At 32.7% G+C, this 24,579-nt stretch carries 23 protein-coding genes; 2 read left to right on the top strand and 21 right to left on the bottom strand.

The window, feature by feature from the left end; translation table 11 throughout:
* Window positions 1–333 precede the first annotated feature (333 nt).
* From mnmM to B5E48_RS14120, 3 genes are read right to left on the bottom strand one after another with little or no spacing between them, the layout of a single operon-like run.
* Complete coding sequence (mnmM, locus tag B5E48_RS10705; RefSeq protein WP_087305017.1) at window positions 334–855, bottom strand: tRNA 5-(aminomethyl)-2-thiouridylate-methyltransferase MnmM; 522 nt, start codon at window positions 853–855, stop codon at window positions 334–336.
* A gap of 7 nt (window positions 856–862) precedes the next feature.
* On the bottom strand, window positions 863–2,491 hold the full coding sequence (locus tag B5E48_RS10700; protein WP_087305016.1) for a B12-binding domain-containing radical SAM protein: 1,629 nt from the start codon (window positions 2,489–2,491) through the stop codon (window positions 863–865).
* 38 nt (window positions 2,492–2,529) lie between these two features.
* Complete coding sequence (locus tag B5E48_RS14120) at window positions 2,530–3,252, bottom strand: M15 family metallopeptidase (RefSeq protein ID WP_434738086.1); 723 nt, start codon at window positions 3,250–3,252, stop codon at window positions 2,530–2,532.
* Between the two features lie 710 nt (window positions 3,253–3,962).
* Here B5E48_RS14120 and B5E48_RS10690 point away from each other — a divergent pair.
* Entirely contained in the window at window positions 3,963–4,244 is a 282-nt protein-coding gene (locus tag B5E48_RS10690; RefSeq protein WP_087305015.1) for a hypothetical protein, read from the top strand.
* Between the two features lie 117 nt (window positions 4,245–4,361).
* A complete protein-coding gene (locus tag B5E48_RS10685) occupies window positions 4,362–4,601 on the top strand; it encodes a hypothetical protein (protein ID WP_087243234.1) in 240 nt (79 codons plus the stop codon).
* Window positions 4,602–4,617: 16 nt separating this feature from the next.
* Here the strand turns inward: B5E48_RS10685 and B5E48_RS10680 are convergent, their stop codons facing one another.
* The 18 genes from B5E48_RS10680 to B5E48_RS10595 all read right to left on the bottom strand — a co-directional run bounded on the left by B5E48_RS10680 (window position 4,618) and on the right by B5E48_RS10595 (window position 24,368).
* Window positions 4,618–6,045 (bottom strand): alpha-amylase, encoded by a 1,428-nt coding sequence (locus B5E48_RS10680; RefSeq protein WP_087305014.1) that lies wholly within the window; start codon window positions 6,043–6,045, stop codon window positions 4,618–4,620.
* Between the two features lie 71 nt (window positions 6,046–6,116).
* On the bottom strand, window positions 6,117–6,380 hold the full coding sequence (locus tag B5E48_RS10675) for a metal-sensing transcriptional repressor (RefSeq protein WP_087243232.1): 264 nt from the start codon (window positions 6,378–6,380) through the stop codon (window positions 6,117–6,119).
* Window positions 6,380–8,863, bottom strand: a complete 2,484-nt coding sequence (locus tag B5E48_RS10670; RefSeq protein ID WP_087305013.1) for a heavy metal translocating P-type ATPase — start codon at window positions 8,861–8,863, stop codon at window positions 6,380–6,382. Before B5E48_RS10670 ends, B5E48_RS10675 begins: the two co-directional genes overlap by 1 nt.
* Before the next feature lie 188 nt (window positions 8,864–9,051).
* A complete protein-coding gene (locus tag B5E48_RS10665; RefSeq protein WP_087254783.1) occupies window positions 9,052–9,840 on the bottom strand; it encodes an ABC transporter ATP-binding protein in 789 nt (262 codons plus the stop codon).
* Window position 9,841: 1 nt separating this feature from the next.
* Window positions 9,842–10,870 (bottom strand): FecCD family ABC transporter permease, encoded by a 1,029-nt coding sequence (locus B5E48_RS10660; RefSeq protein ID WP_087243229.1) that lies wholly within the window; start codon window positions 10,868–10,870, stop codon window positions 9,842–9,844.
* Window positions 10,867–11,862 carry a FecCD family ABC transporter permease gene (locus tag B5E48_RS10655; protein ID WP_087305012.1) on the bottom strand — a complete coding sequence of 332 codons (996 nt, stop codon included), beginning with the start codon at window positions 11,860–11,862 and terminating at the stop codon, window positions 10,867–10,869. The genes B5E48_RS10660 and B5E48_RS10655 overlap by 4 nt, the downstream gene beginning before the upstream one ends.
* Window positions 11,859–12,884 carry an iron-siderophore ABC transporter substrate-binding protein gene (locus tag B5E48_RS10650; protein ID WP_087936795.1) on the bottom strand — a complete coding sequence of 342 codons (1,026 nt, stop codon included), beginning with the start codon at window positions 12,882–12,884 and terminating at the stop codon, window positions 11,859–11,861. Before B5E48_RS10650 ends, B5E48_RS10655 begins: the two co-directional genes overlap by 4 nt.
* Before the next feature lie 728 nt (window positions 12,885–13,612).
* On the bottom strand, window positions 13,613–14,581 hold the full coding sequence (locus B5E48_RS10645; protein ID WP_087305010.1) for a D-2-hydroxyacid dehydrogenase: 969 nt from the start codon (window positions 14,579–14,581) through the stop codon (window positions 13,613–13,615).
* The gene (locus B5E48_RS10640) at window positions 14,578–15,909 is read right to left on the bottom strand and encodes an aspartate kinase (RefSeq protein WP_087305009.1); all 1,332 of its coding nucleotides are present in this window, start codon (window positions 15,907–15,909) and stop codon (window positions 14,578–14,580) included. The genes B5E48_RS10645 and B5E48_RS10640 overlap by 4 nt, the downstream gene beginning before the upstream one ends.
* A 98-nt stretch (window positions 15,910–16,007) precedes the next feature.
* Window positions 16,008–16,586 (bottom strand): xanthine phosphoribosyltransferase, encoded by a 579-nt coding sequence (locus B5E48_RS10635; protein ID WP_087305008.1) that lies wholly within the window; start codon window positions 16,584–16,586, stop codon window positions 16,008–16,010.
* Entirely contained in the window at window positions 16,583–17,107 is a 525-nt protein-coding gene (locus tag B5E48_RS10630; protein WP_087305007.1) for a GNAT family N-acetyltransferase, read from the bottom strand. The genes B5E48_RS10635 and B5E48_RS10630 overlap by 4 nt, the downstream gene beginning before the upstream one ends.
* A gap of 37 nt (window positions 17,108–17,144) precedes the next feature.
* On the bottom strand, window positions 17,145–17,624 hold the full coding sequence (locus tag B5E48_RS10625) for a methylated-DNA--[protein]-cysteine S-methyltransferase (RefSeq protein ID WP_158097288.1): 480 nt from the start codon (window positions 17,622–17,624) through the stop codon (window positions 17,145–17,147).
* Complete coding sequence (locus B5E48_RS10620) at window positions 17,617–18,939, bottom strand: amidohydrolase (RefSeq protein ID WP_087305005.1); 1,323 nt, start codon at window positions 18,937–18,939, stop codon at window positions 17,617–17,619. The genes B5E48_RS10625 and B5E48_RS10620 overlap by 8 nt, the downstream gene beginning before the upstream one ends.
* The gene (locus tag B5E48_RS10615) at window positions 18,923–20,629 is read right to left on the bottom strand and encodes an adenine deaminase C-terminal domain-containing protein (protein ID WP_087305004.1); all 1,707 of its coding nucleotides are present in this window, start codon (window positions 20,627–20,629) and stop codon (window positions 18,923–18,925) included. The genes B5E48_RS10620 and B5E48_RS10615 overlap by 17 nt, the downstream gene beginning before the upstream one ends.
* A gap of 11 nt (window positions 20,630–20,640) precedes the next feature.
* On the bottom strand, window positions 20,641–21,684 hold the full coding sequence (locus B5E48_RS10610) for an ABC transporter substrate-binding protein (protein ID WP_224759547.1): 1,044 nt from the start codon (window positions 21,682–21,684) through the stop codon (window positions 20,641–20,643).
* 19 nt (window positions 21,685–21,703) lie between these two features.
* Window positions 21,704–22,741: an ABC transporter ATP-binding protein gene (locus B5E48_RS10605; protein ID WP_087305003.1), complete on the bottom strand. Its 1,038-nt coding sequence runs from the start codon at window positions 22,739–22,741 to the stop codon at window positions 21,704–21,706.
* Between the two features lie 11 nt (window positions 22,742–22,752).
* Window positions 22,753–23,535, bottom strand: coding sequence for an ABC transporter permease (locus tag B5E48_RS10600; RefSeq protein WP_087305002.1), 783 nt, complete (start codon window positions 23,533–23,535; stop codon window positions 22,753–22,755).
* Complete coding sequence (locus B5E48_RS10595; protein WP_087305001.1) at window positions 23,535–24,368, bottom strand: ABC transporter permease; 834 nt, start codon at window positions 24,366–24,368, stop codon at window positions 23,535–23,537. The genes B5E48_RS10600 and B5E48_RS10595 overlap by 1 nt, the downstream gene beginning before the upstream one ends.
* Between the last annotated feature and the right edge of the window lie 211 nt (window positions 24,369–24,579).

Here is a 24,579-nt window from a genome sequence, read left to right as displayed (position 1 = left end):
GCATACATGGCTTTAAGATAGGGAACCTGTTCTTCAGTAAGAAGACCAAAACTACGAATAGTGCGGTGCTTGATTTTATCACCATCACGATAAGACTCAACAAGAGAGCAGAAATAAGTGCCTTTTTTGCCTCTATTATTTTGAACAACCTTCACAAACATAAAACCACTCCTTTTCTATACTACAATTATACCATTAAATCATTGAGATTTTACTAAATATGATATATCACTTCTATAATTACTTATGAATCTTAATAAACAAAAAAAGAAATCTGAATATGTCAGATTTCTAATTTAAATTTGTCGTTAAATTGACGACATTGAGCAGAATTTACTGCTTCTTTTCTATTTCAATAACATAAGGTGCTTTCTTTTTATTTAACATTTGAAAGCACGAAACATGAAACTGATGAGAATCTAACTGTGATACATATTCATGAATCCATAAACTTTCCTGATATCCTTCTTCATGACCAGGATAAACAACAATAAAAAGAGCTTTTTTCATCATTTCAATAGCTTGACAGACAGCCTTTTGAGTAGACGGCAATGTTGTTGTAATATGATGAGAAGCCTGTGGTAAATAGCCAAGATTAAATATTCCTATATCAAATGATGAAAAATACTGTTTCATATTTTCATGACTATCTAAAATCAGTTGTACATGTTGTCTATCTCCTAAACGTTTTTTTGTATTTTCCAATGCTTCAGACTGTATATCAAAAGCATAGACCTTTGAACACTGTTCAGCCAAAAAAAGTGTATCATGGCCATTTCCCATAGTAAAATCAACACCCACCTGAAAAGAATACGTTGATATTCTTTGATGAACATATTCAACCATCGTTAACATACTATGATCACCCTTTCTTATACATAGACCACTGACATTGATAATCTTTATAGATCACAACAAGATAATGATCTTGAATTTCTTCTACAACTGCATATCTAAATAACAGTTCAGAATCAAGTTGATATTTTTGTGAAAGTTCTCTTAAAACCTGTTTTTTTGATTGTGGAGTTAAAGTAGGCTGATACCATTTTTTAGGTTTCACTTTAAACTGCAATAAATAATCCATAATCAATAAATCATGATACTTCTCAGGTAAGTAGGAATCCAAATAAAGATAAAGTTCATCTAACTGATAACCAATTTTTTTATACTGTTTTTCATGATAAAAACATGAAAGATTATAAAAGAACGCAAATGGCGAAGAAACGTCATCCATCACTGCATTCATCGTATGTACAAAACGCCCACTATTCCAATATTTCTCTAACATATCTTCAGCCATATGAATCTTTTCCATATCATCATGAGATAACCATTTGTTTTCCAGCATTTCATAAGGAGGCTCTTTTTGATAGACATACCCATAATCTTTAGCATCATTACGTAATGATGTTCCTCTTAATAGTTTTAAAAAGCCCAATTGTAATTCTTTTGCACGAAAGGCAAAAACATCATCAAATGATTGAGCAAATCTTTCATATGTTTCATATGGTAAACCAGCAATGAGATCTAAATGCAAATCACATTGACCATCTTGCATTAACATAGTGATCACTTCACTCAAACGTTTAAAATTCTGAATTCTTTTGACTGCGCGATTTGTCGGTTCGTAAGTCGATTGTATGCCTATTTCAAATCTCAATAATCCCTTTGGTGCTTTTTCTCTAATAAAATCAATAATTTTTTGATTAAGGACATCAGCATTAATTTCAAATTGAAATTGCTGTCCTTCTTGATAATGTTTAAAAATATAATCTAAAATCATAATAGCATGATTTGCATCAGCATTAAAACTACGATCTAAAAATTTAATTGTTTTGGCTGAACTATGACAAATCAAATTGAGTTGTCTTTTGAGATAGTCTTCACTAAAAAATCTAAGTCCCTGTTCTAATGAAGATAAACAATATTGACATTGAAATGGACACCCTCGACTTGTTTCAAAATATAAGATACGTTTACTCATATCTTTTTGATCTTGTGGTAAACAATACGGCGAATCTAAGGATTCTACATATTTTAAATCTGCAACAGCTACTGTTGATGAGATATGCCCACGATAACTGACACCTGGTAAACATACATCCTGTTTCTTTTCTAAAGCTTCTAATAATTGAGGGAATATTTCTTCCCCTTCACCACTTAAAATGTAATCTACTGGTATATGCTCTAAAAAGTACTGTGGTTCATAAGTGACCTCAGGTCCCCCTAAAGCAAGAATAATATCAGGTTGTCTTTGACGTAACATATGGCATAGCTTATCAATATATTCAATATTCCATATATAACAAGAAAACGCAATCATATCTAAATGCATTGATAATAAATCATCAACAATATGTTCAAGTGAATCCTTAATTGTATATTCTTTAAAATCAACATCAAAGCGATGATAAGAAGCTACATAAAGCAAACGCAATGATAATGACGTATGAATATATTTTGAATTGAGAGTTGTTATTAATGTTTTCATGATTTTCTCCTAAAAAATAATCTAGGGATAACCCTAGATTATTGACCTTTCTTAATATCAGGGATAACCCCTTTATTTAAGCAATATTCTTCTAATGTCCAACCATTATTAAAGATTTCTTTTGCTGCTTCTTTTCCAACATATCTAAAATGCCATGGTTCATTAGCAATACCTGTAATACCAGCTTTATCTTCTTCATATCTTAAAATAAAACCATATTTATAAGAATTTGCTACACACCATTTATAATCAGGTTTATAACCAAAACGACTATTTTCAATACCATTTAATTTATCATCAATAACAGCCTGACATGTTAAATCAACACCTAATCCTGTCTGATGTTCACTTCCTCCTGGTTCAGCAACTAAACTTGCTGCAGTCACAGGATCATATTTATTGAAGTAATCATCATATGTTGCCTTTTGATCTGCATATGAACGATAAGCACTATTCACAACCAAATCATAACCTTCTTTTTTAGCTGCATCAAACATTTCTACTAAAGCGTTAGCAGCTTCTTTTCTCAATCTTGGATCGTCACAATCAGATGCCACCTTCACCTTATCAGGATCTGGATTCACTAAATCAGATGGTTCATAATTAGCTGGTAAATAGAATCCTTTTTTCACTAATGTTAAAACATCATCTGGATTTTGAATTGTATAAGGTTGATCAACTTCATTTTCAGAAATAATAAACGGATATGTTGTAATCAATACAGCATAATTATAATTTTTATTTTCTTCATATGATTCCATGTATTGATCAATATCTTCAAAAACAAATCCTTTGACTTGCATAAATGGTTCAATTTGGGCATAAGTATATTGTTTATCTACCAAATGTTTAACTTCATTCACACCTGCGGTTTTTAAAACTTCCCAAATCTGATCATTTGAATAATTAAGCGTTGTTAATTTAGGAACATAATTATCAAAAATATTATCTATAGTTGAAATAACTTCTTTCACTTGCATATCCTTATGTAAGGATAGATATTTTTCATATTCATCATAATATTGAACTTTTTGACTTTGGCTCAACCATTGTGAAATATGTTCCAATTTATCATATGATAAGATTTCATCAACTTCATTATTTTCTAACGCAAGTATTTCACTTTGTTGTGAAAAAGAATAACCTTTAAAAGCCAATTGAATACGACTAAAATTAAACCATACAATAACTCCAATCACAATTGCAACAACAATACCGATAATAGCAATTCTATCCCAACGTATTCTTGGATGCCTTGATGGAGAATACGAACTATAATATGTATATCTTTTACCTCTATTAAATCTCATAATCTACCTCTTTTCTACGTCTTATAGTTTAACATATTCATCGCTATAATTCTACATTTTCAGCGAATTTCACATGATTAAAAAAATGACATGATATAATATTATTGCATTCTGTTCATAATTATGTTATTTTATTTGTTGTATATAAAGGAGGTTTCTCTATGCATTTTGTGATTTGTATGTTTATTGCATTTATCTGCCTCATTACAGCTGTATTATTTGCAGAAGTTTTTCCTAAATGGTTTAAAGCTGTTCTTGCCTTACTAGGAAGTGCGACTGCCGGATATGCAATTGCAATATTTATTAGAAAAATAGCCATGTGGACAAAAGCGTTCAGTAAACCTGAACTTTTACCTACTGCAGGTATCTGTGCAGCAATTATGCTTATTATTGTCATCATTGTGGTCTTTATTCTTAACAAGAAAAAAACAAAAACAGCATAAAAAAAACAATCTTTATTATAGAGATTGTTTTTTTATAATCTTTATAGAAACTTAACATAAATTTCATCTTGAACCTTTTTAAATCATATATAATAAACATATAAGGAAGTGAAATTTATGGAGTATGCATATAAGGAATATTATCTAGGCGCATTAACAATGTCAGTGATTGCCTGTATCGGTTCATTATTGAGCGTAGTCAACCTGATTCCTTTATTGATTACTTATCAGTTAATCCAAAAAGCCTGTCACCGTGGACTTCCACATTCTTCGTATAAAATTCTATCCACAATCTTTCAGACAGCTATCATGTTAACATTGTTAATCACAGTTTTATATTTGAGTTTTCAGTGGTGATCGTCAGATGACCACTTTATTTTTTGGGTATATAAACACTGACACTTCCATCTTGAACAGTAAACAGACCATACCCTTTGTCATCAATAGTGACAGTTTCATTGACATTTTCTAAATAGTCATAAAATATCTGATTTTGATATTGCTGTCCTACATACATGTACAGTTGTCCACCATTTTGATTGGTCATAATACAAGCCAATCCATAAGCTTCTCGTGTCCATCCTATGATATGACGATCATAAAAATAATCATTTTGTTGACCATAGGCATAATATTGACGTAAATATAAAAGACGATCTATAACCTGATTTTGTCCTGATAAAGAAGGTTTTTCAATTCCATAATAATCACCATAAAAGATACAAGGATAACCATCCTTTCTTAGCAAAATCAAGGCATAGGCCAGTGGTTTAAACCAATCCAAAACCCATGATTGCAGACCTTGCAGGGGTTGTGTATCATGATTATCAACAAATGTGACAGCATTCATACAGGCTTTTTGAACCAATGTGTTATTAAAAATTTGGGACATATCATATTGTCCAAAGCTACGTGAAGCTTCATAAAAATGATAATGCAAAGGAACATCAAATAATGATAATGAATAATTCACTTCACTGAGATATTGAAGTAATTTTTGTACATCACCATGCCAATATTCTCCCACTGTAAATAATTCTTGGTGTGTATACTGTCGCATATGATAAAGCCAATCCTGATAAAATGATGCATTAATATGTTTAACTGCATCTAATCTAAAACCATCTATATGTGTTGTATCTAAGTACCATTCTCCCCATCTTTTAAGTTCACTTACAACACGATGATTTGAAAAATCTAAATCTGCTCCCATTAAATAATCATAATTCCCATTTTCATTATCAACCTGTGAGTCCCATGTTTTATCCTGAAACAAAAAAGTAGCATGACGTTTTGTTTTGGCATCATAATCTATGCCATCAAAACAACTCCAATCCCATGTAAAATCACTATATTTTTGATGACGATTGGGAAAAGTAAAAAGAGTCGGAACTTGAATCCATTCATTTTGTTTTTCAATATCATAGGTATCATGTTGATTGACTTCACTCGCTTTCACATCTTCATAGCCATCAGCACCCATTTTATGATTCAATACAATATCCCCATAAACCTGTATGCCGACTTGTTGCAGGGCCTGGATTGCTTGTAAATATTCATCTTTGGTTCCATATTTTGTTGGGACAGTTCCTTTTTGATAAAATTCACCCAAATCATATAAATCATATACCCCATAACCAACATCCTGAGTTCCACCAATACCTTTAAAAGCTGGTGGTAACCACAACGCTGTCACTCCTATATCAAAAAGATGCTGTGCATCAGCCTTAACTTTTTGATACAAATGAGGATCTGAAGGTAAATACCACTCAAAATATTGCATTAAAACGCCTTGTTTCATTCAGTTCATCTCCTTATAAAAAAGTATAAAGAAAAAAGTCAAAGACTGCAATAAACAATCTTGACTTTTTGTTACTTCATTAATTGATTGATAACGTCCATCATCTCTTCTATTTTTTGATCAGCATCTTGACTGCCAATAGCATCATGAACACAATGCTGCATGTGAGCTCCAATAATTTCTTTATTAGCACGTTTTAAAATAGCCTGAGTTGCCATGATTTGATTAGATATATCAATACAATAACGATCATCTTCAATCATTTTCATGATGCCATCAATCTGTCCTCGAGCTGTTTTTAATAAACGCATAACATGTTTTTGATCAGCCTGCATTATTTAAATCCTTTAACACTATAACCAGCGTCTTCAACTGCTTTGATTAAGATACTTTCATCAACATCATGAGATAATTTTAAATAAGCACAGTTATTTTTTAAATCTACTGTTGCTTCTACACCTTCAATACTATTTAAAGCTTTATCTACATGCTTTTGACAATTTGGACACATCATACCTTCAATATTCATTGTTTTTTCCATTTTCTTTTCCTCCTGTCTGATTATTGTATTTTGATGTTTAGGTTTAAAAAATCTCAGTCTTAGGGCATTGCTGACAACAAAGATCGAACTCAAACTCATTGCCGCACCACCAAACATAGGATCTAACAGCCATCCAAAGACTGGATAGAACACACCTGCTGCAATTGGAATTCCAATCACATTGTAGAAAAATGCCCAAAACAGATTTTCTTTAATATTTTTTAACACTGCATGACTCAGTTCAATCGCATTCACAACATCCTGTAAATCATTTTTCATCAAAACAATGTCTGCTGAATCCATGGCTATATCAGTTCCCGACGTCATCGCTATACCAATATCGGCACGCATAAGCGCTGGAGCATCATTAATTCCGTCTCCTACCATGATAACACGTTCACCTTTTGCTTGTAAATCTCTGATATGTTTTTCTTTATCCTGTGGTAAAACTTCAGCAATGACCTGGATTCCCAGTTCATCACCAATCGCTTGAGCAGTTAATTGATTATCTCCTGTCAACATATAAATAGTTAATCCCATATCTTTTAATTGATTAATAGCGTTTTGACTTGTTTCCTTTAACACATCACTGACAACAATTAAACCAATCATTTGTCCATTATAAGCATAGAATAATGGCGTTTTTCCTTGGCTTGCTAAAAGTTGCGCTTTGGCTTGTACAGGTGATAAATCAATATCGTGTTCCTTCATCAAACGTTGATTACCAGATAAAATCATACCTCCATCAATAGTCCCTTTTAGCCCTTTACCAGATAACATCTGGAAATTTTCAACAGTTTTTAAAGATATCCCCTGCTCTTTGACATAATCAACTACAGCTTTGGCAAGAGGATGCTGTGATGAACTTTCAATAGAAGCAGCTAAAGTTAATAACTCTTTAGTGTCTATACCAATAGGATAAATTTCAGTTACCTGTGGTTTTCCTTTTGTAATCGTTCCCGTTTTATCTAAAACAATACTTTTTGCTTTAGATAATAATTCAAGATTTTCTGCCGATTTAATCAAAATACCTAACTGTGCGCCTTTTCCTGTTCCCACCATAATGGCAGTTGGAGTTGCTAAACCTAATGCACATGGACAAGAAATAACCAATACTGCAATCGCACATGTTAAAGCAAAATGGAAAGTCTGTCCACCAAGAGTCACCCATAAAACAAATGTCACTAAAGCAATCACAATTACAACTGGTACAAAGATTCCACTAATCTGATCTGCCAGTTTTGCAATTGGGGCTTTAGATGAGCTGGCTTCTTCAACCAATTCTATGATTTGTGATAAGGTCGCTTCTTGACTTGTATGAGTCACCTCAACTTGAATATACCCTTCTACATTCATCGTTGCACCAATCACTTTATCATCGACAGATTTGTCTACGGGTAAACTTTCACCAGTAATCATAGACTCATCAATGGATGTCTGTCCTTTGATAATCACACCATCTAAAGGTATATTTTGCCCAGGTTTGACAATCATAATATCGCCAATCTGCACATCTTCAATAGCCACTTCTACTTCCTGATTATCTTTCAAAAGTGTTGCAGAAGACGGCATTAAGTGAATCAGTTTTTCAATTGCTTCCGTTGTTTTCTTTTTAGAACGAGATTCTAAATATTTTCCTAAAGAAATAAGGGTCAAAATCATGGCTGCTGACTCAAAATAAAGCTGCATCATATATTGATGAGCATCATGAAGATTGCCATGACCTAAATCATAACCCATCATAAAAATAGCATAAATACTATAAACTGCCGCAGCCGTTGAACCAATAGCTATAAGTGTGTCCATATTAGGGCTACGATGCCATAAAGACTTAAAACCTCTTTGAAAATAGCCACGATTGATATACATGACTGGCAAAGTTAAAAAGAGCTGCGTTAAAGCAAAAACCATCATATTTTCTTCACCAACAAGAATAGATGGTAAAGGTGCTCCTAGCATATGTCCCATTGAAATATAAAACAAAGGAATTAAAAAGACAAAAGAAAGAATCAATGATTTTTTCTTATGATCAACTGTTTCTTTCTGTTTCTGTGCTTGAACAGTTTCTTTTTCTAATACAGCTTTATATCCTGCATCTTCTACAGCTTTTTCAATCATTTGATCGTTGACTTTATTTTCATCATAGTCAACAACCATACAATTGCTTAAAAGATTAACATTAACATCATGAACACCATCAAGATGCCTGACAGCTTTATCTACATGAGCACTGCATGCACTGCATGTCATACCCACAATATCATATTTCTGTTTCATAAGATACCTCCCATACCCCTGTGGGGTATACTAATATTATATATGATTTTTATAAAATAGCAACCAAAATGATAAAAAATAATATTTTCAAATAAAAACGCCCTCATCATTTGGATATCCAAATAACGAAAGCATTGAAAATTATATAATAAAAAGAATGAACCACACTGTCCATTCCTCAATATAAATTATTTACATTTTCCAATAGGAATAATCATTGGCCGTTGTGTTATAGGATCTTTAATAATTTTACTATTTAAACCATAAACTTCTCGTATGATTTCTTCATTAATTATTTCTTCTGGTGTTCCATGAGCTAGTAATTTTCCATTAGATATCGCAAATATATAATCTGCGTAGCGAGCAGATAGATTAATATCATGTAATACCATGGCGATGGTTGTACCTTTTTTCTGATTTAATTCAGTTAATAAGTCTAAAATTTCGATCTGATAAGATATATCTAAAAAAGTTGTAGGTTCATCTAACAACAAAATATCTGTATCCTGTGCTAATGCTAAAGCTAGCCATACTCTCTGTCTTTGTCCACCGCTTAATTCATCTACACATCGATCAGCTAAATCAGAGATACCCATCATATCCATTGCTTCACTAACAATTTGATAATCTTCTTTGCTCATCCCTTTTAGTGGCTGACGATATGGAAATCGACCTCTTGCGACCAAATCAGCAACAGTTATTCCCTCAGGTACAATAGGTGACTGTGGCATTAATCCTAAGTTTTTTGCTAATGCTTTTGAAGGATATTTATGTATGTCTTTATTATTCAAATATACAGCACCATTTGAAGGAAGAACTAATTTGCATAATGTTTTCAATAAAGTTGATTTCCCACATCCATTTGAACCAATTATTACACTAATTTTATGCTCTGGCAACACTAGATCGACATCCTTCACAATTGTATGATTTCCATATCCTGAGGATAAATGTTCTGCATATAAACAATCTGTCATATTAGCCTCCTTTATGATTCATTCTAAATAGCATCAGTAATAAATATGGTGCTCCTAAAATACCTGTAATAATTCCTACTGGATAACGAGCTGGTAATAAATTTTGGGCAACTAAATCTCCCGCTAATACAAGAATAGCTCCCATAAGACCGGCTTGTAACATATTAGCCTGATTTCCTTTGCAGATTCTAGTAATGATAGGACCAGATAAAAAGGATACAGCTGCAATTGGACCACTGATGGAAGTTGCTACAGCAGAGAGAATAATTGCATTAACAATCAACAGTAACTTTGTTCTTTGAATATTTAAACCTAAAGTAGTCGCAAAATCTTCTCCCAACTGTAAAAGCATCAGTCTTCTACTTAAATATACTAGAGAACTTCCCATGAAAATTACTACAATTACAATTCGAACCGCTTCTTCTATTGTGACATTATTTAAACTTCCGCTTAACCACCGTAAGGCATTTGCTACATCATATTGTGCTGCACGAAGTATAATATAAGAAATCACTGCTTGTAAGAATGCCTGAAATCCTAAACCAATCAAAATCATTCTGCCATTATTTGATCCGATTCCCTGCGATAGACGATAGATCAGAAATGCTACAAGCATTCCGCCTAAGATTGCGCCAATAGAAACAGCATTTCCACTCCAATGAAGGATAAGAATACAAAATACAGCTACTGTACTAGCTCCAGATGTTACGCCTATAATATCAGGACTAGCTAATGGATTACCTAACATTTTCTGAAAGGTATTTCCTGCCATACCAAAGGCTATTCCACAAAATACGCCTGCTAACATTCTTGGAAAACGTAATGTATTAACAGTAAATGATGCTCCTGGTATATTTTCATACAATAAGGACTGAATAACAGTATTTAGAGAGTAAAAAGTATTACCAAGCATCATGGATAGTGCCATAAGTATACATAATATAATGCATAATATGATAGTAATGGTTATAATTCTTTTTCTCTGGTGATGATAAACACGTTCTATAATTTCTCTTGTCTGTTTTTTCATAAACTACGTATTTTCACCTTTCTAACAATATAAATAAAGACTGGCGCTCCAAGGATTGCGGTTATAATTCCAACTTCTAATTCTGCTGGACTTGCGATTACTCTTCCAATAATATCTGCACCTAGTAACAGTATGCTTCCTCCCAATGCAGATAATGGAAGGAGATAATGCATATTCGATCCTATTAATAATCGCATAATATGGGGAACCATTAATCCAACAAAAGCAATTGGACCAGCTAATGCTGTTGTAGCACCACATAATAGTACTCCTGCAAATGCTGCCATTGCTCTTACTTTCTTACTATTTATTCCTAAGCTTGTGGCTAATTCATCGCCTAACGCTAAAGTATTTAATGAAGATGATAAATAAAATGATAGAAGTAATCCTAAAATGAAATACGGAAGCAGTACTAAAATCATATTCCACTTAGCTCCGCCAATACTTCCTGTTTGCCAAAAACGAAAACTATCCATTACCTGTGAATTTGGTAACATGATTGTATTCACTAATGACATAAGTGCCATCGATGTTGCAGCTCCTGCTAGTGCTAACTTAATTGGAGTAGCTCCACTTTGTCCTACAGAAGCAATACCATAAACAAGTATTGCAGTTAATATAGCCCCTGTGAAACCAAGCCAGATATACTGACTTGGTGAAGAGATTGAAAAGAACGCAATTCCCACAACCACAAAGAGAGAGGCTCCTGTATTTATTCCTAAAATACTAGGATCTGCAATTGGATTTCGGGTAATTGATTGCATCAGACAACCAGATACTCCTAAAGAAGCTCCAGCTAAAATACCAAACAAAGTTCGTGGTATTCTTGCCTGAACAACACTAATAGAAAAGCTTTCTTTGTTGGTAAATAATGCATCAAATAATGTCTCCATATCTACTGATTTAGAACCATATAAAATAGACAATACAGAAACAACAATTAGACATAGAGAAAGAATCACAAACAAGAAATAAACATTCTTTTTTCTCATTCGTTTACCTTATCTGCAGCCTGTCCAATTAATGATAAATACTCATCAATTGTTGCAGAAATACCTAAAACTGTAGGAGTCGCAGAACCTGCTAATGCACTATTACTATCAATAACTACTACTGAACCACGTTTAATAGCTGGAATCTTTCCAAAGATAGCATCTTTCTGTAAAGCTTTTAGGGTTGTATCATCACCATAAGTAACTAAAATATCTACATTATTTAAAATATCTGCATTTTCTGCGGAAACTGTCAAAGAGAAAGTCGTTTCATCTTTTCCCATTTCCTTAATATTTTCAGGGAATGATAAACCTAAGTCTGTAAGATAGGAAGCTCTAGGATCACTAGTTAAATATACATAGAATGAGCTAGTATCTGCTGGATTAACCCAAAGGAAAGCTCCGCTTTTGCCTTCTATCTGAGGATATTCTTTCAATTTATTCGCAATTAATTGTTCAGTTTCTTTAACCAATGCTTCTCCTTCATCTTTCATCCCCATAGCTTCTGCATTAATCGTAACTTGCTCTCTCCAATATGTCTGCCATGCTACACGTGGATATGCAACTACAGGAGCAATTTTACTTAAGGTATCATACTCTTCTTGTGTTAATCCTGAATAAGCAGCTAGAATGATATCCGGATTACTATCCGCAATAGCTTCATAATCTAACCCATCTGTATCATCATAGACTACTGGCTCTGTTACTCCTAATTTTTTAAATGCCTCCTGTGTCCATGGTGATAACCCATCTTTCGTTAATTCACCGAAATTTCCTTTTGAAACACCAACTGGAGCAACTCCCAATGCCAATGGGACATCCTGATTTCCCCAAGCTATGGTTGCTATGCGCTCTGGCTTTTCTGTAATCGTTGTTTCTCCAAAAGCATGTTTCATTGTAATTGGAAATTGTGTAGATGCATTTGTATTTTTATTTTCATATTCATTAGTTGACGATGATGAACAAGCTGTTGTCATCAATAAGAAACCTGTAACTACTACAGCAAAAAAAATTTTTTTCATATAAACCTCCATACATAGTTAGCCTTAGCTAACTTATGAAATAAGTATATCAGAACATAACATTTATGTCAATACTATATTAATTTTGAGTTTCGGGATTTTGCAAAGCAGAAGTATCCGATTTGGTAATTTCTGTTTCAAATTGTCTTGATATTGAATGATTTTTTCAATAAAGAAAAAAAAGGTATAACCGACCTGGCCCCCTATCAGTTGCCTTGTATATATTATGACTCTATTTTTATACATTCAATTTTAATTGCTTATAAGGCTGATGTCTTCGTATTTGCAGATAGTCTTCAATTCCTCTATGACCAAATTTCAATATTCGCCGATTCCATCTTTGATCTGATATAGCCAAAAGTAGTTTTTACTTTTTAAGCTCCTGCTTCTTTCCACTATCTTTATGACTAATAATTTCTTATTGATACTTTCTGTCAATGTCCTATATGCATCATCAGCAAGCTATTGATGACAGGAAGACATACTATACAGACTCAATATGATATACGAATATGCAGATGAACTGGATGACTTGACTCAGGAAATCAATCTGAAGTTAGATAAACTGATAGAAAAAGCAGAAAAAAAGAACCATGACCCATCATCAGATCATGATTCTCCTATACAGTTTTAAAATTGTGGGAAGAACAGCCTTCCCACAATTTCTTATAATCCAAAACCCCACAACCCCGTGTTATTTTAGATTACCAAAATCAGTAATTATAATTTTAAAGATTGAGTGTATGATAACGATAACCTGTTTGAAAATCAACTAAATTTTCTAACTCTTCATGTGCTTTAAGATGCTCTAAATTTCTTATAACTAAATCAGTAAAATAAGTTCTGGCACTTTCCCATACATAACCACCTGAAGCATGTGGCGTTATCAAAACATTATCCATTTGCCAAAGCGGATGATCAGCTGGCAATGGTTCTTCTTCAACAACATCTAACCCAACCCCATAAAGATGCCCTTGATTCAATACATTGACAAGATCATCAGTAGCAATAGCACTTCCTCTTCCAACATTAATCAATACAGCATCTTTCTTCATTAACATCAGTTTTTGCTGATCAAATAAATGATAAGTCTGCGAAGATTGAGGCAACGCCAAAATAACAAAATCCCCACGTGGAAGAACATCTTCCAATTGATCTGTTGTATAAATTTCATCAAGACATGATGGACACTGAGATGGTCGACGTCTTACACCAATGTTATAACAGTCAAAAGCTTTTAAGCGTTTTGCGATTGTATATCCTAAATCTCCTAAACCAACAATCACAACTGTCTGACGATAAAGCTCTTTTCCAATAGTACTTGCCTGCCAGATTCCATTTTGCATATGCTGATTATATGTTTTAAAATTTTTATTCAAAGCTAAGATCATACCAATAGTATGTTCAGCAATAGCCACGCCATAAGTTCCAGAAGCATTGGCTAAAAGAGTGTGAGAAGACAAAATACCAGGTTTGACATATTCATCACTTCCCGCACTATTTAATAAGATCGCCTGTAAATGCTCACGATTCAAATCATATTGCAACGGTGGATTGCCAACAATCACATCACACTGGTCAATCATCTTTTGTGTCACAGTATGCCTAGTTGCATAAATAAAATGATCTTGAAAAAAATGTTGTTCTATCTTTTCAAAATTATCTTTTTGTAAAGGAGCCAACATTAAAATATTCATAATCCATCCCTTTCATTATCAATGAATTCTTTATAAATAGCTTTAATAGCTGGCTTAAAATAACAGTTACGTACGCCAATAATAATATTTAATTCACTAGAACCCTGATCAATCATTTTGATATTGATATTTTCTTTAGCCAAAGCCTTAAAAACACGAGCCGCTGTTCCTCGACTGGCTTTCATTCCTCTACCTACTACCGCAATCAACGATAAATCCGACTCTAAAATAATAGAATCAGGGTGTACACTGCGATGTAATCCCGCTAAAATATCTTGTTCTTTATCAATAAATTCTTCAGTATTGACAATCACTGTCATTGTATCAATACCCGAAGGCATATGTTCAAATGAAACATGATAATCTTCAAAAACTTGTAAAACTTTACGCCCAAATCCAATTTCAGAATTCATCATATCTTTTTCAATCATGACTGTCGCAAAGCCTTGTTTTCCCGCAATACCCGTAATCACATGTGTTGGTTTATGGCAGGTACTTTCTACAATCAAAGTTCCTGGATCTTGAGGTCTATTGGTATTTTTTATATGAATAGGAATTCCTTCCTTACGGACAGGGAAAACAGAATTTTCATGTAAGACTGAAGCTCCCATATAAGACAATTCTCTTAATTCTTTATAAGTAATTGTTTCAATAACATCAGGATTTTTCACAATACGTGGATCAGCAATCAAAAAACCTGATACATCAGTCCAGTTTTCATATAAATCAACTTTCCCATTTTTAGCCACTATAGATCCTGTTACATCTGAACCCCCTCTAGAAAAAGCTTTAATCTGACCACTATCATCATTAAGCGATCCATAAAATCCAGGTATCACTGCATAAGAAACTGATTCTAGTTTTTGAGATAAAATAGGATCTGTTTTTTTCGCATCATAACGTCCATCTTCATCAATAAAGATAACATCTTTGGCATCAATAAATTCAAACCCTAAATAAGCAGCCAAAATCTTTCCATTTAAATATTCTCCACGACTAATAATATAATCTTCACTCGTTCCATCTTCTAAAGCTTTTTGAATAGCTAGAAAATCTTCTTCAAGAGATATATCAATATGCAATCCTTCAATAATATCTAAAAAACGTTCTTTAAGCTGATCAAAATACAAATGAAACTCATTTTTTGTCTTAGCATAAAAGATTTTATATAAAAGATCTGTCACCTTGGTATCATCTTTGAATCTTTTTCCAGGTGCACTTGGCACAACAAATCGTCTCTCTTTATCACTTTTTATAATATCATAGACTTTTTGAAATTGTGTTGCATCAGCTAACGATGAACCACCAAATTTCACAATTTTACTCATGATTATCGCCTCCATTAATACTATTAGGATACATGATTCTTTCTCTTTATTCAACCTGGAAAAGAAAAAATATCTTGGTTTTTCCAAGATATTTCCTCTTATCTAAAGACAATTTCTCCTTTTTCATCATCCATCTGATCAATGATTGCCAGTGATTCTAAATGATAACCTAATTCTCTAATTGTCTTTCCACCAGTTTGATAACCTTTTTCAATGACAATACCAATACCTTCTACAGTTGCACCAGCTTGATGAATCAAATCAATTAATCCTAAAACTGCACACCCATTAGCTAGAAAGTCATCAATGATTAAGACATGATCATTTTCATTTAAATATTGTTTTGAAATCACAACATCATTTGTATTTTGATGCGTAAATGATTCTACTGTTGTATGATATAATTCATCAGAGATATTTGATGATTTTGATTTTTTCGCAAAGACAACAGGTACATTTTGAAAATGTCTTGCAGTCATAACAGCTACACCAATACCACTGGCTTCAATCGTTAAAATTTTATTAATGGGATGTTTTTGAAAAAGTGTTTGAAATTCTTTTCCCATTTCATCTAAAAATGCGACATCAATCTGATGATTTAAAAAACTATCGACTTTTAAAATATTTCCTTTTTTTACAATACCTTCTCTAATAATTTTTTCTTCTAACGCTTTCATAATTCTCCCTTTTGTTGATAAACAACTTTAAATATTTCTTTTTTTATCATTTGATATTGTTGATCATCCATGACTTTTGGATATGTCATGAATGTCAATTGAACTGAATGATCATTTTCTCTAAATGTAGGCTGTATATACTGATAAGGATTTAAAACAAATCCCATTCTTTCATAAAACTGGATACGTTTTCGAGATATTTCATCATGAGGAACTTCTACTTCTAAAAATAAGAATTTATCTTTATATAAATGACAAAATTGTTGTAGAAAGTATGTTCCTAATCCTTGACCACGCATCTTTGTTTCAATTGCAAAGTTTTCTAAATAAACACAATTTTCCAATTCCCATACAATCATTGCCCCTTGTAACTCATTTTGATCATATTTTGCATAAATGCTAAATAGATTTTGTTGAAATAACTTTTTCATCTGTTCATAGGGTCTTAACTCTTCCAATACAAAAGATTGCTGAAATAAACGATAAACATCATCAAACTGTGATATAGATATTTTCTCCATTGTTTCACCACCTTATATCCATTCTAGCATAATCCATTCAGGATACCAAGTCTGCTTGTTCAAGTTGTAATAAAAATATCTTGACATCAATGTCTTTTCCATAGCCACCTAATTTCTGTGATGAACCAATGACACGATGACATGGTATAAGCAGTGAAAATGGGCATTCACGCAAAGCACTTCCAACAGCCCTATAAGCCCGTGGATGTCCAATCTTTTCAGCAATATCACGATAGCTTCTTGTTTGACCATATGGAATGTCCATAACAGCCTGCCAAACTTTCTTTTGAAAAGCTGTTCCTTTTAAAAATATATAATGGAAATCAAAAGATTGTCTTCTTTTTTGAAAATATTCTTCAATCTGCTTGGCTATATTTTTTAAACACTCTGTATTTTCATAAATACCATTTTCTAAAAGGATCGGTCTACCACAATAAATAATCGCTTGATCTTTGCAGGCAATCATTATTTTTCCAATAGGAAATGGATACTGATAATAATAAATTGTCTTATTCATCTGGCATTTCTTTGGCATATTCTAAAGCTTTTTTCGAAAAAGTCTGAGATACCTTTTGAAGATTTTGTTTCAAATCAGAAAGTTTTTCTAATTGTAATTCCTTATGACGAACCAGACATTTTCCATTGACAAAAACAGTATCTACCTGGCTTGGATTGGCACTGTAAACCAGTGCTGAATAAGGATCATAAAGTGGATACATATTCACTGAATCTGTTTCAACAATGATAAAATCTGCTTTTTTACCCACTTCTAATGAACCAACCAGATGATCAATATGTAAGGATTTCGCACCATGAATAGTTGCTAAAGAAAGGATATCCTGTGCATGAAATGCGCCACGATCATGATTCACAGTTTTATGAACACAGGCAATCATTTTCAACATTGAAAAGAGCTCTAAAGTATTCCCACTTGATGGTCCATCTGTCCCTAAACCAACACTCACACCTTTTTCTAATAGTTCTTTTAAAGGCATAACTCCTTTTGCTGCTTTTAAATTAGAAACCAAACAATGTGCAATACCACTCTTATTTTTTTGAATTAACTTTATATCATCATTATTGATATGAATACAATGCGCTAGAATAACATTTTGATCCAATAAATCATAATGATCTAAAAATGCTGTTGGTGTCATGTGATACTCTTTTTTGAAATAATCCATCTCATAATCCAATTCACTGGCATGCAATGATAAAGGTACATTGTATTGTGTTGCCAATTGATGAGCAAACTGAAGATGTTCTAAATCATTTGTATTTGTCGCATGTGGCGCAATAAATGGAACAATCAACGGATGATTTTTCCATCGAGGTATAAACCATCGACAATAATCTAATCCCCCATAAGCTTCTTGACTATCGCAGCTAGGGAAATCAACAATCGTTTCTCCAACAAAACCTCTCATTTTCATTTCATCAGCTGCTTTTGCGACTTCATCTTCAAAATAATACATATCCATAAATGTTGTAATCCCTGATAACAACATTTCAGCCATAGCATACTTGGAGCTATGATAAACAAGATCAGCCGTCATATATTTGGATTCCAATGGAAATAAGAAGCGACGTAAGCGATCAGGACAATCATCACCTAGTCCACGAAAAGGAATCATTCCTAGATGCGTATGGATATTAATCATACCTGGTAATAAAATACCATGATGTCCATCAATGCATTGATCATATTTTTGTACACATGTTTTTCCTATTTCAATTATATTTTCATCGTCAATGAGCATTTGTCCATCTTCAATGACATCAAAATGTTCATTCATTGTTAAAATTGTTACATTTTTAATCAATGTTCTCATAACTGTCCTCCATGAGTGGTACAATTGTCTGATGATAAGTATCCAACATCCCATAATCAGTCACTTTCAGTTCTGGTGAAACAGGTAGAGATAATGTGGATAATGACATAATCACATTATCATGAACATATCCTAAATCTTCCATCGCTTTTCTGACTTGTCGTAAATCTTGAGCTAATTCTTTTAATGGCTGATCACTGACAATACCACCAATATTTAATACAGTGTTGGCTTGAATTTTTTGATTTTGAACAACCAGATATCCACCTTGTTGTTGGAGAAGCTGATGCTGTGCAATAACCATATCTTCAATACTATTACCTAAAATCATGATATTATGATGATCATGTGCCCAGCTTGTCGCAACTGCACCTTTTGTTTGTAATGTATTTTTCACCAAAGCATGTGTAATATGCCCATTTTTTTGATATCTTTCAAAAATAGTCAATAAGCAAAGTCCCGCACTTTGATAATCTACATAGCCATCTTTGACTGGTAATTTCATCTGCAGATGCTTTGTAAAAGTGGAATGTGGCTGTACTTCCATAACATGACAAAGAACTTCTTTTTTTGATGATGGTATCATAAAATCTTCATTCTTTGCTTGTCTGACATAAAGTGAATGGTAAAACTCTTGTGGAAACTGTGACTGTTGTTCTTGAATTTCTATTTGTTTTGTTTGATGATAAACACATTGTCCTTTTTTATACACACTATCAATAGAAAAAGAATATAAATCATCCAATAAGATAAAATCCGCTATTTTCCCTGGCGCTATACATCCACGATCAATCATATGCATACGTCTAGCTGGTGTATAAGTGGCACAATAAATAGCTTTTTCAATTGGCATACCTAAATCATATGCTAATTTGACTAAAAGATTCAAATGTCCCTGCTCTAACTGGTCAGCCATCACATCATCCGTCACCAATGCAAAATATTCATAAAATTGATGTTCTACCAATGTACGAATTGTATCTGCATTCATTGATTTTCTTTGAATTTCCAGAAACATGCCATTTTTTATCTTTTCAACAATGGATTCTGGTGTCTGTTGGGTATGATCTGCATCAACACCCTGATAAATATATCGTGCTAAATCAAGCCCCGTAATTTTAGGACAATGTCCTTCAATAGGTAACTGCCATCTTTTTTCATGACAGGCTTGAATAATCTGATTAATGAGTGTATCTTGTCCACCAATCAAATCTTTAAAGTTCATGACTTCACCCAAGCATAAAATACGAGGATTCTCTAAAAGCTGTTTGACATCATCTACATCTATTTTTCCTCCTGTTGTTTCCAAATGTTCATTGGTAGAAGGAACAGAAGAAGGAATTCCATAAAAAATATCCAATGTTGTGTCATTGGATATCATCGTTTCAATTCCACGTATTCCAAAAACATTCGCTATCTCATGTGGGTCAGCAACCACTGTTGTGACCCCATGAGGCAATACTGCTTTGGAAAATTCACCAGGAACTGTCATAGAACTTTCAATATGCATATGAATATCAATCAACCCAGGAATCATGTACTTACCTTGTCCATCAATCACTTCTTGACTTTCAAGTGGTTCATCATCACAAATATAATAAAATTTATCTTCTTGAATATAAACATTCTTTTTTTCAAAACTTTGTGTAAATGTATTATAAACCTGTACGTTTTTGATGAGTTGATTCATGACAATATCTCCTAACTATTTAAAATACGTGTCCATTGATCAACCCAATCCTCTAATAGTGGATTGACAAATTTGAAATCAATAACTTTAGCTCTAGCAGCTACATCACCATAAGTTTTATTAAGTGCTTCTTCTTCAGTTAATTCAACTGTTTTATTTGTAGGTGCTTCATTCAAATCAGAAACAGCATCTTTATATTGTAAATCTTTGCTTAAACGCCAATCAATATATTTATATGCTAAATCTTTATTGTCTGAATTTTTATTCACTTCAATTGTATTAAAGTTGGCATATGTTCCTGATTCAGGTACTACATATTCACAATTTTCATTATTTTTTTGAATTAAACTTACACCAAAGTCAGCAACAACAGCAACTGAAATTTCTCCAGCACTGAACATATTTGTTAAATCTGAAGATTTTGTATATGTTTTCACAATATTTGGTTTTAATTCTTCTAAAGCTTCAAATGCAGCTTTTCCATTATCAGATGTAATATCTACACCTTTATAATCACTTGCAATATGTACCATTGCTGGTCCAAAAGTTGTTGTAATTTCAGGAATAGAAATTTGACCTTTTAAACGACTATCCCATAAATCATTCCATTCTTTAATTTCAAATCCAGTTGCTTCCTTATCATAAATAATACCAATACTATTTAAAGTATAAGGAACACCATATCCATTATCATCTTTTAGCTTAGACGCTGCATCAATTAAATCTTTCGCATTTCCAATTTTACTATAATCTAATTTTTCAAATAAATCAGCTGCATATCCTTTTTGTGCTTCTGCCTGAGATAATTCAATAATATCAACATCAGAATTTGGATTATTAGCAAATTTTGTGTAACGATCTGAAGTTCCACCTTCTTCTACAACAATTTCACAATTGTTTTCTTTTTCAAATGGTTCATAAACATCTTTTTGTACAATATCAGCATTTAATCCCCATGTTGATACAACTAATTTTTGAGTATCACTCCCACTGTTGCTAGAACATCCTACTAAAACCATAGCTCCAGCCATTAAACCAACTAATAATTTTTTCACTTTTTTCTACCTTCCTTTCCTAAACTAAGACAATTTTATTTGCTGGTAAATGCATTTGAATAGTATCACCCTGTTTATAAACTGTTGCATTTCCACCATTAACAACAAGTTTACCAATAGGTGTTTCCACTTCATATTGATAACTCTTTCCAAGGAATGTTCTCACTGTAACATTTCCTGTAATCATATTATCATATTTATCAGCAGATGTTACGATTTCAATATCATCAGGACGAATTGTCCCTTTGCATGTTTCTAAATCGCCATCATTGTCCACTTTCATGATTTCACCATTTTGATTTTGATATTGGTGATCTTGAACTTTTGTTAAATCAAAGAAATTTTCAAATCCTATAAATCTTGCGACAAACTCTGTTTTTGGACGAGAGTAAATATTTTCAGGTGTATCGTATTGTTCAATAACACCATTATTCATAACTGCTACCTTATCAGAAATAGAGAAACACTCTTCTTGATCATGTGTAACAAAAATCGTTGTAATTCCTAATTTTTTCTGTAATCTTTTAATTTCAACACGCATTTGAATACGTAATTTCGCATCCAGATTACTTAATGGTTCATCTAGTAATAAAAGTTTTGGCTCAATGACAAGTGCTCTTGCTAAAGCAACACGCTGACGTTGACCCCCTGATAATTGTTTAGGTAAACGATCTGTTAATCCTTCCAAATCACAAACTTCAACAACTTCATTGATTTTAGCTTCCATTTGAGCTTTATCCATTTTTCTTAATTTTAATCCAAACGCAATATTTTCTTTAACTGTTAAATGTGGAAACAAAGCATAACTTTGGAAAACCAATCCAAAATTTCTTTTATGAACAGGAACCTTTGTCATATCTTCACCATCTAAAATGAAGTTTCCTTCCTGAGGATCAATAAATCCTGCAACCACACGTAAAGTTGTTGTTTTTCCACAACCAGAAGGTCCAAGCAAAGAGACTAATTCTCCTTTTTCAATATCTAAGTTTAACCCCTGTAAAATATAATTTTTCTGATGATATGCAACTGCAATATCTTTTAAGTTTAAAAACGCCATTCTAACTCCTCCTATTTTGCAAGTGCTGAAATTCCTAATGTTTTTTCAACAATGAACATAATCACAATCGTTGCTACCATCAATAAAACAGAAACTGCTGAAACAGTTGGATCATAATTATATTCAATATAATTCATTAATGTTGTAGGTAAAGTTGTCACTCCTGGTCCTGTTAAAAACATAGATACAGGTATATTATTAAATGAATTAATAAATGACAACATAAAAGCTGCACTGATTCCTGATGTAATATTAGGTAAAACAACTTTAAAGAAAGCCTGACCTTTTTGACATCCTAAACTTAAAGCTGCCTCTTCAATTGCAAAATCAAACTGATCCAATGAAGAACCAACAATACGAATCACATATGGTAAAACAACAAGAAAATGTCCTAATAATAAACTTTCAAAAACAGGAAAATTCAATGTTAAAACCACATATTGATATAAGGCATATCCGACAACAATTCCTGGAATGATTGTTGGGGATAAAAAGAAGCTCTTTAAAAATTTCTTTCCAATAACACTATATCTCGCTAATGCATATGCTGCAGGTACCCCTACAAGCAAAGCAAGTAGAGTTGCTAACAAAGCAATTTCTCCACTTAATGCCAATGAACTCATAAAGCTTTCTGATTCAAACACATTGACAAACCATTGTAATGAAAATCCATGTATAGGAAAAGTAATCGTACTTTCTGAGCCAAATGCTGTCACAGCAATAATGATAAGAGGTATAAACAAAAATGCAAATACCAAAATAGAAATAACCATCAATCCTTTATGTTTACGCATTAGATTTCACCTCGCTTATCCAATTTAGCTGCAATCGCATTTAATGCTTTCATAACAATTAATGTTGTAATAATCATAATGACTGCAAAAACACTGGCTGCTGTCCAGTTATTTAAACTTAATGCCTGTTGTGAAATAAAGGTTGCTAAAACAAGATTCTTTGGTCCACCTAATAACTGAGGTGTTGTATAAGCACTGAGTGATCCTGTAAAAACAAGCACACATCCAACAATAATACCTGGAATACTTAATGGTAAGACAACCTTCATAAAAGCTTTGATACGATTGGCACCTAAACTTTCTGCTGCTTCCATCATGTCATTATCAATATTTTCCATAACACCCACTAAAGTGATAATCATAAGAGGTAAAAATAAATAAATTGTCCCAATTAAAACTGAAAATTCAGTATATAACATTGTAATTGGTTCTTCTATAACCCCTATTGACATTAAAAAATTATTAATCACTCCATTTTTACCTAAAATATTAATCCATGCAAAACTTCTGACAACTGAATTCGTAAGCATTGGAAAAATAGAAATAGCCATTAAAATACCACGCCATTTCTTATCACAACGAGAAATAAAATAAGCAGTTGGTACTCCTAAAATCATACAAACAAGAGATGAAATCAAAGCAATCTTGACAGTTCTAATGAAGATTGTCATATAATATTCATCTTGAAAAAATGATAAATAATTCGTGAAACTAAAGCCACTTCCTTCAGGAAACAAAGTTGGTAAAATGATTTGAATCAATGGCATCACCAAAAATACAATCAGTAAAACCAAACAAGGCACCAAAAGAAGATAATGCATTTTTTTCTTCACTCAAGTCCCTCCTCCAATAAAAAAAAGGACAAAATAAATTTTGTCCATGGCGATTAATCATCTTTGATGATTATCGCTTTTTTGTATTGTACAATCATCTTAGGTGGTGTTCTTATGATTGATCTCTCTACTCCTGATACTCTTTTATACGATTCTGCTGTCTTATCTTCTTATATAAGAAAGAATACTAAAGAATCTTTTGGTTATATTT

The organism is Massilimicrobiota sp. An105 (assembly GCF_002161155.1).
Taxonomy (GTDB): Bacteria; Bacillota_I; Bacilli_A; order Erysipelotrichales; family Coprobacillaceae; genus Allocoprobacillus; species Allocoprobacillus merdigallinarum.
Note: the sequence above shows the minus strand (reverse complement) of the source record. Positions and strands in the feature narration are given on the sequence as shown.